This window comes from Mesorhizobium sp. M0408 (assembly GCF_040321495.1).
Taxonomy (GTDB): Bacteria; Pseudomonadota; Alphaproteobacteria; order Rhizobiales; family Rhizobiaceae; genus Mesorhizobium.
Genome location: NZ_JAMYRO010000007.1, coordinates 36,000 through 50,283, shown reverse-complemented (window position 1 = coordinate 50,283; position 14,284 = coordinate 36,000). Strand labels below are relative to the sequence as shown.

The 14,284-nt window shown below is 64.2% G+C and carries 20 protein-coding genes; 6 read left to right on the top strand and 14 right to left on the bottom strand.

Going from position 1 to position 14,284, the window contains the following annotated elements:
- Nucleotides 1-124: 124 nt before the first annotated feature.
- Nucleotides 125-1,036, bottom strand: a complete 912-nt coding sequence (gcvA, locus tag NKI67_RS10345) for a transcriptional regulator GcvA (RefSeq protein ID WP_023676995.1) — start codon at nt 1,034-1,036, stop codon at nt 125-127.
- Nucleotides 1,037-1,146: 110 nt separating this feature from the next.
- Here gcvA and NKI67_RS10340 point away from each other — a divergent pair, with 110 nt between their 5' ends.
- Entirely contained in the window at nt 1,147-1,332 is a 186-nt protein-coding gene (locus NKI67_RS10340) for a hypothetical protein (RefSeq protein ID WP_023676996.1), read from the top strand.
- 75 nt (nt 1,333-1,407) lie between these two features.
- On the opposite strand, the gene NKI67_RS10335 is transcribed toward NKI67_RS10340, so the two are convergent.
- A complete protein-coding gene (locus tag NKI67_RS10335) occupies nt 1,408-2,367 on the bottom strand; it encodes a sugar-binding transcriptional regulator (protein WP_023676997.1) in 960 nt (319 codons plus the stop codon).
- Nucleotides 2,368-2,727: 360 nt separating this feature from the next.
- Here NKI67_RS10335 and NKI67_RS10330 point away from each other — a divergent pair, with 360 nt between their 5' ends.
- Nucleotides 2,728-3,360: an HAD family hydrolase gene (locus NKI67_RS10330; RefSeq protein WP_023676998.1), complete on the top strand. Its 633-nt coding sequence runs from the start codon at nt 2,728-2,730 to the stop codon at nt 3,358-3,360.
- A 22-nt stretch (nt 3,361-3,382) separates the two neighbouring features.
- Here NKI67_RS10330 and NKI67_RS10325 read toward each other — a convergent pair whose 3' ends face one another.
- The 7 genes from NKI67_RS10325 to ureC form a co-directional block, all read right to left on the bottom strand.
- Nucleotides 3,383-4,150: a class II aldolase and adducin N-terminal domain-containing protein gene (locus NKI67_RS10325; RefSeq protein ID WP_023676999.1), complete on the bottom strand. Its 768-nt coding sequence runs from the start codon at nt 4,148-4,150 to the stop codon at nt 3,383-3,385.
- A gap of 80 nt (nt 4,151-4,230) precedes the next feature.
- The gene (gene ureG / locus NKI67_RS10320) at nt 4,231-4,872 is read right to left on the bottom strand and encodes an urease accessory protein UreG (protein ID WP_023677000.1); all 642 of its coding nucleotides are present in this window, start codon (nt 4,870-4,872) and stop codon (nt 4,231-4,233) included.
- Nucleotides 4,869-5,309, bottom strand: coding sequence for a DUF3995 domain-containing protein (locus NKI67_RS10315; RefSeq protein WP_023677001.1), 441 nt, complete (start codon nt 5,307-5,309; stop codon nt 4,869-4,871). Before NKI67_RS10315 ends, ureG begins: the two co-directional genes overlap by 4 nt.
- Entirely contained in the window at nt 5,306-6,007 is a 702-nt protein-coding gene (locus tag NKI67_RS10310) for an urease accessory protein UreF (RefSeq protein WP_031211833.1), read from the bottom strand. The genes NKI67_RS10315 and NKI67_RS10310 overlap by 4 nt, the downstream gene beginning before the upstream one ends.
- On the bottom strand, nt 5,988-6,572 hold the full coding sequence (locus NKI67_RS10305) for an urease accessory protein UreE (RefSeq protein ID WP_023677003.1): 585 nt from the start codon (nt 6,570-6,572) through the stop codon (nt 5,988-5,990). The genes NKI67_RS10310 and NKI67_RS10305 overlap by 20 nt, the downstream gene beginning before the upstream one ends.
- Nucleotides 6,573-6,629: 57 nt before the next feature.
- Nucleotides 6,630-7,223, bottom strand: a complete 594-nt coding sequence (locus NKI67_RS10300) for a hypothetical protein (RefSeq protein WP_023677004.1) — start codon at nt 7,221-7,223, stop codon at nt 6,630-6,632.
- Nucleotides 7,224-7,270: 47 nt separating this feature from the next.
- Entirely contained in the window at nt 7,271-8,983 is a 1,713-nt protein-coding gene (gene ureC / locus NKI67_RS10295) for an urease subunit alpha (protein WP_031211834.1), read from the bottom strand.
- Nucleotides 8,984-9,162: 179 nt separating this feature from the next.
- On the opposite strand from ureC, the gene NKI67_RS10290 reads away from it, so the two are divergent.
- Together NKI67_RS10290 and NKI67_RS10285 are read left to right on the top strand one after the other, a co-directional pair.
- Entirely contained in the window at nt 9,163-9,546 is a 384-nt protein-coding gene (locus NKI67_RS10290; protein WP_023677006.1) for a hypothetical protein, read from the top strand.
- 126 nt (nt 9,547-9,672) lie between these two features.
- Entirely contained in the window at nt 9,673-10,167 is a 495-nt protein-coding gene (locus tag NKI67_RS10285; RefSeq protein WP_023677007.1) for a hypothetical protein, read from the top strand.
- A gap of 26 nt (nt 10,168-10,193) precedes the next feature.
- Here the strand turns inward: NKI67_RS10285 and NKI67_RS10280 are convergent, their stop codons facing one another.
- Genes NKI67_RS10280 through NKI67_RS10260 form a run of 5 tightly spaced genes read right to left on the bottom strand, consistent with a single transcriptional unit; the run spans nt 10,194 to nt 12,579 of the window.
- A complete protein-coding gene (locus NKI67_RS10280) occupies nt 10,194-10,499 on the bottom strand; it encodes an urease subunit beta (RefSeq protein ID WP_023677008.1) in 306 nt (101 codons plus the stop codon).
- A gap of 7 nt (nt 10,500-10,506) precedes the next feature.
- On the bottom strand, nt 10,507-11,100 hold the full coding sequence (locus NKI67_RS10275) for a HupE/UreJ family protein (RefSeq protein WP_023677009.1): 594 nt from the start codon (nt 11,098-11,100) through the stop codon (nt 10,507-10,509).
- Between the two features lie 28 nt (nt 11,101-11,128).
- Nucleotides 11,129-11,386, bottom strand: a complete 258-nt coding sequence (locus NKI67_RS10270; protein WP_023677010.1) for a DUF1272 domain-containing protein — start codon at nt 11,384-11,386, stop codon at nt 11,129-11,131.
- A 19-nt stretch (nt 11,387-11,405) separates the two neighbouring features.
- A complete protein-coding gene (locus NKI67_RS10265; protein WP_023677011.1) occupies nt 11,406-11,708 on the bottom strand; it encodes an urease subunit gamma in 303 nt (100 codons plus the stop codon).
- Nucleotides 11,709-11,736: 28 nt separating this feature from the next.
- Nucleotides 11,737-12,579: an urease accessory protein UreD gene (locus NKI67_RS10260; RefSeq protein WP_023677012.1), complete on the bottom strand. Its 843-nt coding sequence runs from the start codon at nt 12,577-12,579 to the stop codon at nt 11,737-11,739.
- Nucleotides 12,580-12,781: 202 nt separating this feature from the next.
- Between NKI67_RS10260 and NKI67_RS10255 the strand changes: the two genes are divergently transcribed.
- The gene (locus tag NKI67_RS10255; protein WP_023677013.1) at nt 12,782-13,036 is read left to right on the top strand and encodes an acyl carrier protein; all 255 of its coding nucleotides are present in this window, start codon (nt 12,782-12,784) and stop codon (nt 13,034-13,036) included.
- Nucleotides 13,037-13,040: 4 nt separating this feature from the next.
- Nucleotides 13,041-14,249 carry a beta-ketoacyl-[acyl-carrier-protein] synthase family protein gene (locus tag NKI67_RS10250; protein ID WP_023677014.1) on the top strand — a complete coding sequence of 403 codons (1,209 nt, stop codon included), beginning with the start codon at nt 13,041-13,043 and terminating at the stop codon, nt 14,247-14,249.
- Nucleotides 14,250-14,284: the final 35 nt, after the last annotated feature.

The window sequence follows — 14,284 nt, the reverse complement described above, 5'->3', positions numbered from 1 at the left end:
TGCTGCAGCGCAGCACGCCGGGTCTCGTGCAGCGGCAAGCCTGGGACGTTTGCGGCATGTCTGACGAAGGATTCGGCCGGGCTGATTGGGCCCGGCGCTTTGCTCGGGCTTGCTGGGATTCAGCCTACTGGCAAGCGATCTCGCTCAGGATCCAATCGCGGAAGGCGCGGATCTTCGGCACGTTGCGTCGTGCCGTCGGATAGACCAGCCAATAGGCGTGGCCGTCGTCACCGACCAGATCAAAGGGCTGGATCAGGCGGCCGTCGGCAAGTTCGGTCTTGAACAGCGCCTTGGTAACGATCGCCACGCCGTGGCCGGCAATCGCGGCATTGGCCTCGTAGGCCTGCGCGCCCATGCTGGTGCCGGGACGCTTGGACAGCTCCTCGACCGGCAGGCCGGCGGCGGCAAACCAGTCCCGCCACCAGATGTCACCCGGGTCGAGGATCGGCAGCCGCAGCAGGTCGGCCGGCTCCTTGACGCCGCCGATGCTTGCCGCGAGCTTTGGACTAAGGACCGGCGTGAAATCGGCCCTGAAAAGCATATGGGTCTCGACGCCCGGCCAGTTGCCGCCGCCGGAGCGGATGGCGATGTCGATATCCTCTCTGGCAAAGTCGACAACCCTGTTCGAAGTATCGACGCGCACCGCCAGCGACGGATGCGCGACCTGGAACGAACCGAGATGCTGCGCCAGCCAATTGGAGGCAAATGTCAGCAGCGTCGAAACGCAAAGCACGCCGTCGGCGCCGGTGCGCGCGGCGGCATAGGCGCCGCTCAACAGCGCGAACGCCTCGCTGACCGCGGGCGCCAGGCGCTGGCCGGGTTCGGTCAGCACGATCTGTTTTGGCTGGCGCAAGAACAGGGGCGCGCCGATGCGCTCCTCCAGAAGCTTGATCTGATAGCTTGCCGCCGCCTGCGTCATGCCAAGCTCCTGGGCGGCCTTGGTGAACGAGAGATGCCGCGCCACCGCCTCGAACACCCGGATCGCCTGAAGCGGAGGAAGCTGCGAAACCAGCTGTCGTGAATTGAGCTCCGGCATAAGCCCTCCTTATGGGCAGTGATCGACGTTTGATTGGCGGCACCGGCCGGTCCTACCGATATTTCGTATTGAAGATCAATTACGCCTAGAGATAGCGAAGGCTGACGATCATGACCACAATACAGGAAAAGCTGCTTCTTGCTCCAGCCCATGGCTGGTTTTCACAATTGGCGCGGGGATTGGCAAGGCACGCGGCGCGGAAACGGGCCTATCTCGACGTCCGGGAGCTGCCGCCGCATCTGCAGCGCGACATGGGCTTTCTCGACGGCAACGATCCTTGCGGCCGGCACCAGTAGTGACGCTCGTTTTATCGGGGATTCAGATGCGTTTCGACTTCACATGATCGTTTCCGACCGCCAGCGGCTCGGAGATCATGCGCCCGCCAGCAAGGCGGCGGCGGTCCGCTCATCGGTGATGAGGCCGTTGACCAGCCGCCGGTTGACGGCGGCGAAGATGCCCGGCAGCTTGCGGTCGCCCATGGCAAGCGCGATCACCAGCGACTTTTCGCGCGACGGCAGCGGCGCCGACGACACCCGATCATTGGTGATGCCCTCGATCATGCGCCCGTCACGATCGAATACCCAGCCGACGATCTCGGCAACGCCGCCGGCCTTCTGCAGCGCCTTTAATTCACCCTCCGAAATGAAGCCGTCCTCGTAAAGCGGCGCCTTCGGGCCGAGATCGCCGATGCCGACAAAGGTGACGTCGGCCTCGGCCGCAAGCGCCAGCGTCGGCTGGATCATCGGCTGGCTGAGCAGCATCTCGCGCTCCTCGGGCGAGGAAGCGATGACCGGCAAAGGCATCGGAAACGAACGCGCCTTGACCCTGTCGGCCATGGTGAAGATGACGTTGTAGAAGGCCGCCGAGCCGTCCGGCGAGATGTTGCCGGTCAGCGACACCACTTTGTGCTGCGGGCATTCCATCGGCGGCAGTTGCTCGATCGCGGCCTTCAGCGTGCGGCCGGTGCCGATCGCCATGACGATCGGCACCGGCGACCGCAGCCGCCGTTCGATCTCGGCCGCCGCCGCTTCGGCGACGCCGATGACGGTGGAGGAAGAAGAAGGGTCGCTCGGCACCACCTCGACCAGATCGAGCGCAAAGCGCGATTTCAGCCGTGCCGCAAGGTCGAGGCAATTGGCGATCGGATGGTCGACGCGCACCTTGATCAGCCCTTCGGAGACTGCGAGCGACACCAGCCGCTGCGCCGTCTGCCGCGAGATGCCAAGCGTGGCGGCGATCTGGTCCTGGGTGTTGCCTGCGACATAATAGAGCCAGCCGGCACGCGCCGCGTCGTCCAGCCTGTTGCCGCCGCTGTCCTGCCGCGAATTCAAGTTCCTGCCTCCCAACCCCGCCGAGCATAAGAGGCGGAGCGCAGTAGTTTCGCAGGGAATGAACTTGCGCGCAATTGCCTATTGTAAGAGCAATTGCTTAGTGATGAAACGTGGTGTTTGGAGCGAAGTGACAGGTCGACCCAGTCTCGTTGCAACAGCAAGGCTGTCGAGGTCGCACCAATCCCGGTTCTAAAGCGCGTTGCGTTCGATCGGCCCCATGCGACGCGTTTTAGATTCCTTTTTATGCATGTCGTCATCGCAAAACCGCTGCACACTTTGCGCGACATGCATTAGCGGGGACGCGGCGGTTTATCTCGCGCGCTAAACGCTTTAAGGAATTTTTTGAGAATGGAGCCTTGCATGACGCCGAAAGCGGTTTTCTGGGATATGGACGGCACGCTGGTCGACAGCGAGCCGCTGCACGAGGCGGCGCTGATTGCGGCGCTGCACAGCGTCGGCATCGCGCCGCCGGCCGACCTGCATGAGCGCGTGCTCGGCATCGCCGCATGGCCGGTCTACGAAATGCTGCGCGACGAGTTCGGCCTCGACCTGCCTTTCGACGACTGGATCGTGCGCAAATACGATCACTATCTGCCGATGGCCGAAACGCTGACGCCACGCACCGGCGCGATCGAGATTTTCAATGAGCTGCTCGCGCTTGGCGTGCCGCAAGCGGTGGTGTCCAACTCCGACAGGCTGATCGTCGATGCCAATCTGCGCGCCGTAGGCCTCGTATATCCCGGCATGAAGACGGTCAGCCGCAACGACGTGCGTGAAGGCAAGCCGCATGCCGAACCTTTCCTGCGCGCCGCCTGGTTGGCCGACGTCGATCCCGCCGAGGCCGTGGCGGTCGACGACAGCGTGACCGGCGCCACGGCGGGGCTGGCAGCTGGAATGAAGACGATTTTCTGGCCAGAGGTGCCCATGGAGGGGCCGCCGGGGGCGATTGTCATCAACAGCGCCGGCGAATTGCGGGCCGAACTCGGGCTTTAAGCCAGGCCCGGCGGGACCGCGCTCAACTCCGGTAGGCAGGCTCCTGCTCGTCGAGGATCGCCTTCAGTTCGGAAAGGTGGCGCTCGGCCTGGCCGGGATAGTCTTCCTGTTCCCTTGCCGCTTTCTCCGCGATCTCATCCGACAGTACCCGCAGCGGCCGGCCGGTCCACAGCGCCTTGATATAGGTTTCGGCGGCGCGCTCGAAATAGAACATGCGGTTGAAGGTGTCGGCGACGCTGTCGCCGATGACCAGCACGCCATGGTTGCCCATCACCATCACCTTGACCTTCGGGTCGACAAGAAGCTGCGAGCAGCGCTCGCCCTCTTCCTCGAAGGCCAGCCCGCCATAATGAGCGTCGACGACATGGCGGTTGAAGAAGATCGCCGAGTTCTGGTCGATCGGCGGCAACGTCGAGTCAGCGAGCGAGGCAAGCACGGTGGCGTGGATCGAGTGGACATGCATGACGCAGCGTGCATGACGCACGTTGCGATGGATGGCACCATGCAGGCCCCACGCCGTCGGGTCGGGCGCATTCGGGCCGACCAGCGTGTCGGGATCATTGGCGTCGATCAGAAGCAGATCGCTCGCCTTGATACGCGAGAAATGCACCTGGTTAGGGTTCATCAGGAATTGCGAGCCATCGTCGTTGACCGCCAGCGAAAAATGATTGGCCACCGCCTCATGCATGTTAAGCCGCGCCGTCCAGCGGAAGGCGCAAGCCAGATCGACGCGCTCCTCATAGAACGGCAGGTTGGTCAGCACTTCCTTCTGCAGGCGCGTGATGCTCATCGTAACCTCCGTGAAAGAAGCAAGGATGCCGCGCGGCTGGAACACGCGCAACCGGTTTCGTTTGGTACAGGCGAGCGCCGTTATGCCGCCGTGCTGGTGGCCGCGCCGACCCGAAGCCCGCCATGCTCGACGATGAAATCGATCACCTCCTGCAGGCCCTTGCCGCGCGACAGGTCGGTGAAGCCAAACGGCCGTTTGCCGCGCATGCGGGCAGCGTCGCGTTCCATGATGTCGAGATTGACGTTCACATAGGGCGCAAGGTCGCTCTTGTTGATGACCAGGAAATCGGACCGGGTGATCGCCGGTCCGCCCTTGCGCGGAATCTCCTCGCCCTGGCAAACCGAGATGACATAGAGCGTCAGGTCGGCAAGGTCCGGCGAGAAGGTGGCGGCGAGGTTGTCGCCGCCCGATTCGATGAAGACGATGTCGAGATCCGGGAATTTTTTGGTCATCTCGGCGATCGCCTGCAGATTGATCGAGGCGTCCTCGCGAATGGCGGTGTGCGGGCAGCCGCCGGTCTCGACGCCGATGATGCGATCCTCGGGCAGCGCCTGAAGCCGGGCCAGCATCATGGCATCTTCCTTGGTGTAGATGTCGTTGGTGACGACGGCGATCGAGAACTCGTCACGCAGCGCCTTGCAGAGCTTTTCGGTGAGCGTCGTCTTGCCGGAGCCGACCGGGCCGCCGATGCCGATGCGAAGAGGACCGTTGGCTTGTGTCATCTAGGGAACTCCGTGATGGCAAGAATGGCGAAGCCGAGCCCGATCAACAGACAGAGCGGCGAATAGTAGCTGACATCAAGCCGCGCGAAAGGCTGTTCGGGCGCCAGCCGGCGCCACCACGGCGTGAAGCCGGCAATGCCGCGCGCCAGGAAGACCAGCGCGATGAGCAGCGCCGTGGCGGCCAGCCCGGCCTTGGGAAAGGGCGTGGCGAACACGCCTTCGAGCGCCATCGGCCACAGCGTCGCCAGGCCGAGGCAGGCGGCAACGGCGAAGCTGGCGAAGGGTGCCGGCATCTCGTCGACGCCGCGAAAGCCGATGACCGCGCGAGCGCAGGAGGCGGCGTCCCTGCCCGGCCAGATGCCGCCAATGCCCCAATAGACATGCAGTGCTGTGATCAACAGCAGGACCAGCGAGAGCGCGAAAGCGAGGACGATCATGAGCGGAACAGCCGCGAATACTGGGCTTCGTGCTTCATCGCCGTGACGTCGGAGATGAAAGCGCAGCCGCCGAGATCATCGAGGGTCGAGCCGGCAGCGCGGTCGGCCGTGGCCAGGGCAAGCGGTTCGAAGGCGGCCAGTAGCGTCATCGCGGCACTCTGGCCAACGATGCCGAGCCGGATCGCGGCCTGGACGAGATTGGAGAAGAAGGCCTGCAGAAAGGCCGCCAGGGCGTCCCGCAGCGCAATGCCGTGATCGCCGGCAACGGCGCCGACGGCAACGCAATAGGCACATTCGGCCGGCAGGCGATCCAGCACCTGGCACGGCCAGGCGAAGGCCGCCTTCAGGAAAGCAGCGCCCTGCAGCATGGTCTCGGCATGGCGCTCGCGCGAGCCTGCCAGAGCTTCGGCAAGGGCGACGATTTCATCGAGATCGCCGGTTTCGCGCCCCCTGCGCCAGCTTTCGGCAAACAGCACCGCATCATTCCAGCCCGAACCCATCTCGACCAGCGTTTCCAGCCACGCGGCGAGCTCTTTGCTGTCGGCAACCAGCCCGGCATGCACGGCTTGCTCGAGACCATGGCTGTAGGAAAAGCCGCCGACCGGGAAGGAAGGCGACAGCCACGCCATCAGCCGCAACAAAGCAATATTGGAAGGCTGGGCAACGTTGGAAGGCTGGTCAGTCATGGTCATGGTCATGCGAATGGCTGTGGGAATGCGATTCGCTATGGGTATGGGAATGCGCTTCGGCGTGGCTGTGCGCATGCGCCTCGGCATGAGCGTGGCCGTGGCCGCCATGCCCGGAATAGGCGCCGCGCACCGGCTTGAACGGCTCGGAGACGTCGCTAACGGTGGCGCCCAATCCCTCCAGCATCGCCTTGATGACATGGTCGCGCAGAATGAGGATGCGCCCAGCTTCGATGGCGGCTGCGAGATGGCGGTTGCCGATGTGCCAGGCAAGCTCTGCCAGATGGACAGGGTCGCTGGCCCGGACGTCGTAGAGCGCCTCCTCGGCCGCGATGATCTCGATGTGGCGGCCATCCTCCAGCACCAGCCGGTCACTATGGTTCAAGGTCACCGGTTCGGGCAGGTCGACCAGCACCTTGTCGCTACGGGCCGTTTCGATGGCGCGACGGCGCAGATGCCGCTCGTCATGGGCAAGCACCGCACTGTCGTATGGCGTGGTGGTTCCGGCTTCGCCCGCGGCCAGGACGGAGACGGCGCGCGGGAATTTGGTGAAGTCGGTGCGAATATCGAGCTTCATGTAAAAACTGCCTCTCCCAAAAAGCCTAGCCTATCGCGTCCGCCGCCCCAATGGGGCTCAGACGATCGTGTCGAAGAGCCGCAGGATGAACGATATCTGATAGACGAGCGCGCCGGCGACAAAGGCGATGTGAAAGCGGCGGTCGCGCAGCAGGATCGCAATGACGCAAAGCGCGACGAAAACCGGCGTGCGGATCAGATATTCGACGCCAAAATGGGCGAAATGCTCCGGCCCTTTCAGCAGCGTATCGATCACGTCGAGCAGATAGGTCGCCGCCAGCAGGCCGAAGAACCAGGCCCGGCGCGAATAAAAGAAATCCTCATAGCTGGTGTAGTCCAGCATCGAATCCGGAAACAGCAGTGCGCAGAGCAGGAACAGCGTGACGGCGTAGAAGATGATGAACAGGTATTTGCCGAAGGTCCAATTCTCGATCTGGAACAGGCCGAACTCCCACCACCAGAAATGCACCAGCATTAAAAGCACCGACGCAACCCAGGCGAGGTGCACGGGATAGAGCCGGTATTGGCCGGGATGCTGGACGATGCGGGCGACCCCCGACAGCAGGCGGGTGACGCCGAGGCCGATCACCATGCCCAGGACGATGCGGATATGCGGGAAAATGTCGTGGGCGTAGGGGAGTTGCGGGTCCATAAGCCTGGCGCGGCATGTTCTACATCGGTCGTTCTAACGCCTATGGTTCAGAACAGGAAGTAGCGTTGCGCCATCGGCAGCACGGTAGCCGGCTCGCAGGTCAGGAGTTCGCCGTCGGCGCGGACCTCATAGGTTTCGGGGTCGACCTCGACATGCGGCGTGGCGTCATTGAGCACCATCGAATGCTTGCCGATGCCGCCGCGGGTGTTTTCGACCGCGACCATCTGCTTGTCGACGCCGAGCCTGCCGCGCAGGCCTGCGTCGAGCGCGGCCTTCGAAACGAAGGTCACCGACGAATTGGTCATCGCCTTGCCGTAGGCCCCGAACATCGGCCGGTAATGCATCGGCTGCGGCGTCGGGATCGAGGCGTTGGGATCGCCCATCGGGGCGGCGGCGATCATGCCGCCGATCAGCACCATGTCCGGCTTGACGCCGAAAAAGGCCGGATTCCACAGCACGAGGTCGGCGCGTTTTCCCACCGCCACCGAGCCGATGTCCTTCGACAGGCCATGCGCGATGGCCGGATTGATGGTGTATTTGGCGATGTAGCGGCGGACGCGGAAATTGTCGTTGTCGCCGGTCTCCTGCGGCAGCGAACCGCGCTGGCGCTTCATCTTGTCGGCGGTCTGCCAGCAGCGGATCGCCACTTCGCCGACACGGCCCATGGCCTGGCTGTCCGACGAGATGATCGAGAAGGCGCCGATGTCGTGCAGAATGTCTTCTGCGGCGATGGTTTCCTTGCGGATGCGGCTTTCGGCAAAGGCGATATCTTCGGGGATCGACGGCGACAGATGGTGACAGACCATCAGCATGTCGAGGTGTTCGGCCAGCGTGTTGATCGTGTAGGGGCGGGTCGGGTTGGTCGAGGACGGAATGACGTTAGGCAGGCCGCAGACCTTGATGATATCAGGCGCGTGGCCGCCGCCGGCGCCTTCGGTGTGGAAGGCATGGATGGTGCGGCCCTTGATCGCCGCGACCGTGTTTTCGACGAAGCCGGACTCGTTCAGCGTGTCGGTGTGGATCATCACCTGCACGTCGTAATCGTCGGCGACCGACAGGCAGCAGTCGATTGCAGCCGGCGTCGTGCCCCAGTCCTCGTGCAGCTTCAGCGAGCAGGCGCCGGCGAGCACCATCTCCTCGAGCGCGGCAGGCAGGGACGCGTTGCCCTTGCCCGACAGGCCGATATTCATAGGGAAGGCGTCGAAAGACTGGATCATGCGCGCCAGATGCCACGGCCCAGGCGTGCAGGTGGTGGCCAGCGTGCCGTGCGCCGGGCCGGTGCCGCCGCCGAGCATGGTGGTGATGCCCGACATCAGCGCTTCCTCGATCTGCTGCGGGCAGATGAAATGGATATGCGCGTCGAAGCCGCCGGCGGTCAGGATCTTCCCCTCGCCGGCGATGATCTCGGTGCCGGGACCGATGATGATGGTGACGCCGCCTTGGGTATCCGGATTGCCGGCCTTGCCGATCGCGGCGATACGGCCGTCCCTGAGGCCGATATCTGCCTTGACGATACCGGCGGTGGCATCGACGACCAACGCATTGGTGATGACGGTGTCGACCGCGCCTTGCGCGCGCGACACCTGGCTCTGGCCCATGCCGTCGCGGATGACCTTGCCGCCGCCGAACTTCACCTCCTCGCCGTGAAGAGTGAGATCCCTTTCGACCTCGATGAACAGCTCGGTGTCGGCGAGCCGGACCTTGTCGCCGACGGTCGGGCCGTACATCTGCGCGTAGGCGGCGCGGGTGATTTTAGCCATCAGCAATTGCTCCCGAAATACAGCCCGGAAATACCGCTTGTCGAAGCCGGGCCCCACATTGCCGCCATCCTATGGTCACGCAATGACCCGCTGAGCGACACTTTCCGATCCCATTTAGCGTTTGAGGTGGCCGGGCCACCCCAAAACGACCATTTGCCAATCGATGGAAAGGAACATCCATGCGCAAAACGACCCTTCTGGCAGCCGCCGCCACGCTGGTGCTCGCAACCGCCGCCAGCGCCCAGCAACAGCCTGCGCAGCAGCCCAGTCCGGCGCCGGCTGCGCCTGCTCCTGCCGCGCCCGGGGCGCAGCCGCAGGCGCCCACCATCCAGGCGATCAACGTCGTCGATATCAAGGATCTGCCCGCGGACACTCAAGCCAAGGTCAACGAGGTGATCGCCAAGCGCAGCGATGCCGACCTGCAGAAACTGCGCGGCTCGATCGACGCGACACCGCAGGTCAAATCCGCGCTCGAAGCCAAGGGGCTCACCTCGGCGCAGGTGATCGCCGCCAGCATGAGCACCAATGGCGCGCTGACGCTGATCACCAAGAAAGCGAGCTGACGAGGCGAGGCGGCGGGCCGGCGCCCGGCCAGCCCGCCGCATCGCAAAGGGAACCTTCACGGGGGACGTTACGTTTCGGTCCTGTCGCCCTGACACGAGCCTCGAAAAGGACCCTGAGAACGAGCGATGGCGATCACCACCTTCTCCGACACCAGATGGCTGCATGGGATTGCCGCGACCGCGTTTCTGGCAGCCAGCATTCCGCACGCCGCGCTGAACGCGCAGAGCCTCGACAGCGCCGAGACCGTCAACCGGATCGTCGGCTCGGAGGTCGGCCAGGAAGAGACCCAGACAAATGCGGAAGCCGGCAAGGTCAGTTCGGCGATCGACCGCACGCGTGAAAACATCGCCGCCGTGCGCAAGACATCCAAGCTCGACAAGGTCGATATCGTGTTTCTTACCGATGCCGCGCGCACCGAAGGCGGCCCGCCGCCGGCGATCGAAAACAAGGTCAGGCAGCATCGGGACGACATCGCCGAGCTGCGCAAGGAGATCGAGGCGAACGCATTGCTGTTCAACGCCATCGATTCGCGGCGAGTGCAAACCGAGGACGTTCTGGCGGTGGAATTCGACGATCCGGGAAAGGTCGTCATCTATGCGGCGGCCAAGCCGCCCGGCTGAGCCGAAACTGCTCGACGCCTTCGATCTCACAGCGCGCCCATGATCTTCTGCTGAAATCCGTAGACCTCGCGCTTGCCGCCGAACGGCACCAGGGTAACGTCGCGCTCTTGGCCGGGCTCGAAGCGCATGGCGGTGCCGGCAGCGATGTCGAGGCGCATGCCGCGGGCCTTGTCGCGATCGAATCTCAGTCCCTCATTGGTCTCGAAGAAATGATAATGGCTGCCTACCTGGATCGGCCGGTCGCCGCTGTTGGCTACCTTCAAGGTGACCGTCGCCAGACCCTTGTTCAGTTCGATCTCGCCGCTTGCCGTGATGATTTCGCCGGGGATCATCGCGGCCTCACACGACGCCGAAAGCGAGGCCGGCGCCAATCGCGGCACAAGCGGCGCCAGCGGCGCGGGCAAGCCCGCGGAAGCGCCAGCCGAGGCCGAGACCGGCCGCGATGCCGACGGCGTGGAGCAATGCCGTGGCAACGGCAAAGCCCGCCATATAGCCGAGTCCGCCGACATTCTCAGGCACCTCGGCGCCATGGGCATAGCCGTGGAACAGCGCGAACAGGCCGATGACGGCGACGCCGGCCGAGACAGGAAGATCGACGGCGAGCGCAACCAGCAGCCCGAGTGCCACGACGGACGCCAGTATCGCCGGCTCGACGAAAGGCATCGGCACATGCAGCATGCCGAGCACGCCGCCGGCCAGCATGACGCTTACGAAGGCCAGCGGCCATGCCCAGGTCGCTTTGTCGCCCTTGAGCGCGGCCCATAGCCCGACGGCAATCATCGCCGTCATGTGATCGAGGCCGGAGAGCGGGTGGGAGAAGCCGGCGGTGAAGGACCAAACCGTGCCGGCGCCGACATGGGCATAGGCTGGCATTGCTGCCGCCAGCAGCAGGACCGCCGACAGCGTTGAGCGTTTCATCGTAGCGGGGATCATCGGCGTAGCTTCCATCTTCGACTACCTCTCACGCCGCCTTGCGGGCCGGAGCGCAGCTCTCTGCCTTGAGGACGCGCTTGGTGGAGGCCGGATATTTCTTCAGCAGCGCTGCCGGACGGATCGGGCGGGCCGAGAAGTTGCCGCCGCAATTCGGACAGGCGCCGCCGAGCACGTTTTGTGCGCAGTCGGCGCAAAAGGTGCATTCGAAGGTGCAGATCACCGCATCCGTCGCATCGGGCGGCAGATCCTTGTCGCAGCACTCGCAGTTGGGACGCAGCTCAAGCATTTTCCTCTCCTTGGCGGTGTTATCTGATCGGCTCGTGCACGGTCACCAGCTTGGTGCCGTCTGGAAACGTCGCCTCGACCTGCACATCGTGGATCATTTCTGCAATGCCTTCCATCACCTGGGCCCGGGTGACGACATGGGCGCCGGCCTCCATCAGCTCGGCGACCGCGCGGCCGTCGCGGGCACCCTCGACGACGAAATCGGTGATCAGCGCGATCGCTTCCGGATGATTGAGCTTGACGCCGCGTTCGAGCCGCTTGCGGGCCACGATCGCCGCCATGGCGATCAGCAGCTTGTCTTTCTCCCTCGGCGTCAGATTCATGCTTTTTCCTGCGGTGGCACAATCGAAATCAGAGTGACCATAATTTGGGCAGGCCCGCCCGTCCGTTGAGCAATTCGACAAGCGGCACCAGCCGCTTGCGGAGCTGGTAGCCGTCCTCAGCGAACAGCCTCGCAAGAAGCTTGCCAGATTTCCGCACGCTCCAGAAACTGACGCCGCCCTGGCCGCCGACTATGCCCCGGGCCGGCTCGAGCAAAGCCTCTGCCCGTGGCGACACCATCAGCAGCGTCGCCACGGCGACGGCACCGCCGGCCGCTGCGGGACGGTTCAAGGTGGCCGCAATGTCCGGCCCGATGCGGAACTCCTCTGCATGGACCAGCGCCCCGTCCTGGCGGACGCGCCAGCGGTCGTGGAAATGGCCTTGCGAAGCCCGTTCACCCATGGCCAGGCGGCCGAAGACGGTAGCCTCCAGGATCAGCGCCTCGGCTCCGGTGGCAAGCTCCACGTCAAGGCTGCGGGCAAAGGCCGAGCGGTCGAAGACGATGGTTTCCTGTGGCAGCCAGGCAATGTGGCCGTCTTCTCCGACAGTCAGCTGCACCCGCACTTCGGCGCGGTCGGATGCGGCGCGATAGATTTTCTCGCAGGCCTGCGTTGTTATGGTTGCGGAGGCGCCGGCACCGACATCGACCTCCCAGGCGAGACGGTCGCCACCGGTCAGCCCACCGGCGGTGTTGATCAGGACGGCTTCGAGCGGATCGGCCGAGACCGCCGGCATGCGGATCTTGGCCGAACCGTCCTGGTACAGACGCCGAAGACGCGTGCGGCCTCCGTTCCAGTCGCAGCCAAGCCGCGCGACGCCGGCAACACGCTGGGCCGGCGGCACTGAAGTCAAGCTATATGCGATCGTATCCACGACACCAACGTTAAGCACTGCGGCGGCTTTGTCGATATATAGCTTGTTGCTTGACAGCGTTTCGGTTTCTATAGAGGGAGCCACCTTGGTACGGTCACCGGCGCCTGGCGGGGGTAAAAGGCGACGATGACGACGTAATCGAGGACAAAAGGGGCGCTGATCAGTTGGCGTCGGGAAACGACAGAGTTGGGGAAGAAACCGAATGGCTGACCAGCTGGCAAACGATATCATCGCCAAGATCAAGGCTCATGCCGAGCCGGGCGGCGAGGAAATCACCACCAGTACCGAACTGACCGCCCTCGGCATCCATTCGCTGGAACTGACGGAGATCATCTTCGATCTCGAGGAAGAGTATGGCATCGAAATCGAGATGAACACTGTCGATGCCTGGAGCAATCTGAAGAATGTCGGCGACATGGTCGAGGCGGTTCGCGCGCTGATCGCGAAAAAAGCCTGACTGAATGCACAAGCGCGTCGTCATCACGGGCATCGGCGGATTATGCGGGCTCGGCACCAATGCACCGGCAATCTGGAATGAAATGCGCGCCGGCCGTTCGGCAATCGGCGCGATCGACAATCCGCTGCTGCATGATCTGAAGGTCAAGGTCGGCTGCGAAATCAAGGCGCTTCCCGAGCACGGCATCGACCGCAAGCAGGTCGTGTCGATGGACCGCTTCAGCCTTCTGGCGACGATCGCCGCGCGGGAGGCGGCACAGCAGGCGGGATTGAACCCGCACGCGGCCAACACCTACCGGATGGGCACCATCGTCGGCGTCGGCGTCTGCGGCTGGGAGGCAATCGAAGAGAACTATCGCGCCATCCTGCTCGAAGGCAAGAACCGCGCCGGCATCTTCACCGTCCCGAAAGTAATGCCGGGCGCTGCAGCCGGCCATGTCAGCATGAATCTTGGTCTGCGCGGGCCGGTGTTCGGCATCACCTCTGCCTGCTCGTCATCCAACCACGCCATTGCCTCGGCGGTCGATCAGATCAGGCTCGGCCGGGCCGACGTCATGGTCGCCGGCGGCACCGATGCGCCGCTGGTCTGGGGCATCCTCAAGGGCTGGGAGGCCCTGCGGGTGCTGTCGCCGGACACCTGCCGGCCGTTTTCGGCCGACCGCCAGGGGCTCGTGCTCGGCGAAGGCGCCGGCATGGTGGTGCTGGAAACATATGAGCATGCCATGGCGCGCGGCGCCGCCATCCTTGCCGAAATCGCCGGCGTCGGCCTTTCCGCCGACGCCTCCGATATCGTCGCGCCAACCATCGAAGGGCCTGAGGCGGCGATGCGCTTCTGCCTCGTCGATGCCGGGCTCAATCCCGAGGACGTCGACTATCTCAACGCGCATGGCACCGGCACCAAGGCCAACGATCAGATCGAGACGGCGGCGATCAAACGCGTGTTCGGCGACCATGCCTACAAGCTTTCGGTGTCCTCGACCAAATCGATGCACGCCCACTGCCTCGGCGCCTCCGGCGCGCTGGAAATGATCGCCTGCGTGATGGCGATCCGCGAAGGCATCGTGCCGCCGACCGCCAATTATCGGGAAGCCGACGCCGACTGCGATCTCGACATCACGCCGAACGTGGCGCGCGAACGCACCGTGCGCACCGCGATCAGCAACAGCTTCGCCTTCGGCGGCACCAATGCGGTGCTGGCGGTCAGGGCCGTGTGACCGCACCCCTTGCGGGTCCTTCACCGGGGCCGGCG